The sequence below is a fragment of the Vibrio sp. Vb1755 genome (assembly GCF_033338635.1).
In the GTDB taxonomy this organism is placed as follows: Bacteria; Pseudomonadota; Gammaproteobacteria; order Enterobacterales; family Vibrionaceae; genus Vibrio; species Vibrio alginolyticus.
Window position 1 is genome coordinate 1 of sequence record NZ_JAWOTA010000353.1, and the last position, 1,046, is coordinate 1,046.

The 1,046-nt window shown below is 45.3% G+C and carries 1 protein-coding gene; it reads right to left on the reverse strand.

Annotated features, from left to right (window positions below):
• On the reverse strand, nt 1-1,046 hold a 1,046-nt coding region (locus R7E00_RS25085; protein WP_318124920.1), incomplete at both ends, for a POTRA domain-containing protein.

Sequence of the window (1,046 nt, forward strand, 5' to 3'; positions counted from 1 at the left end):
AATATCTTTAGGCTTGGACTGACCTATCTCTTCAGGGCTGGTATCGTGAGAAACCAAATATTCTAGGTCGACCAACAAACCTCGCGTAGGAAAAGCAAAATCATCGAGGGTGTCTAAGCGGTAATTGGCAAACAAGCCTCTTCGCTCAAAATCTAGATTGCCTACAGACGCCAATGTCGATAACTCAATGCTACCCGAAGAGTATCGACCGCCCAATCTCAACTCTTGCCACAACGTAGGCTGAATGCCAATCGCTATCTCGGAAACAAACTCGGTATAAGACACTGGCAAAAAATCGTTCACCGAACTTAAACTCGAGTCATCATCACTGACCGGCAAGTTTCGCCCTTCACTGCTGTACGCCAACTTACCAGCAACAAAAAACTCTTGGCTCGACAGAACCGTAGAATACAGCTCCGCCTCAATGAGCTTATCTGTGCCCATCTCAACGTTGAGTGCCATTTCAGCACCGTGCGAGTTTAAGTTGGTAAAGTTAGTCGACATCCCTATGCCGTATTGGCTGTCGGTATCAAAGTCATCTTCGAGGAAGAAACGGAAGTTAAGGTAGTTTGGCCCCCAAGATTTTTCGTTAACGTCAAACACCAATAAATTCGAACCATCGACTTCTTCAAAGTGATAAGTAATTAACTCAAATCGGTCCAATGCATAGAGGTTTTCTACCGCTTTTTCGATTTCAGCCGTTTCGATTTTACGGCCAGTTTCCAGTTCCAAACGGTTGGTCAACAAAACATCGCTATAGTGGGTATTGTTTACGATCACAATCTCATCCACTACGCGATCGTCACCATAAACGAGCTTTTTGCGAACTTCCTGCTTATGGTCGATGTACTTTTGATACTCCGCGTTTGATAAACGCAGTCCCGCTAGCTTCGACTCCATTTCTTTGGTGATGTCATAACCAGATTGAAAAGCCCAAGGCATTTTGTCGAACTCAACGGTTTCCATTTGGCCGACATTGGGACGAATGTAAACATCGTGTTCTTGCAGGGTTTCGACTTGCTGCTGGGTACTGCGACGCACCAGAT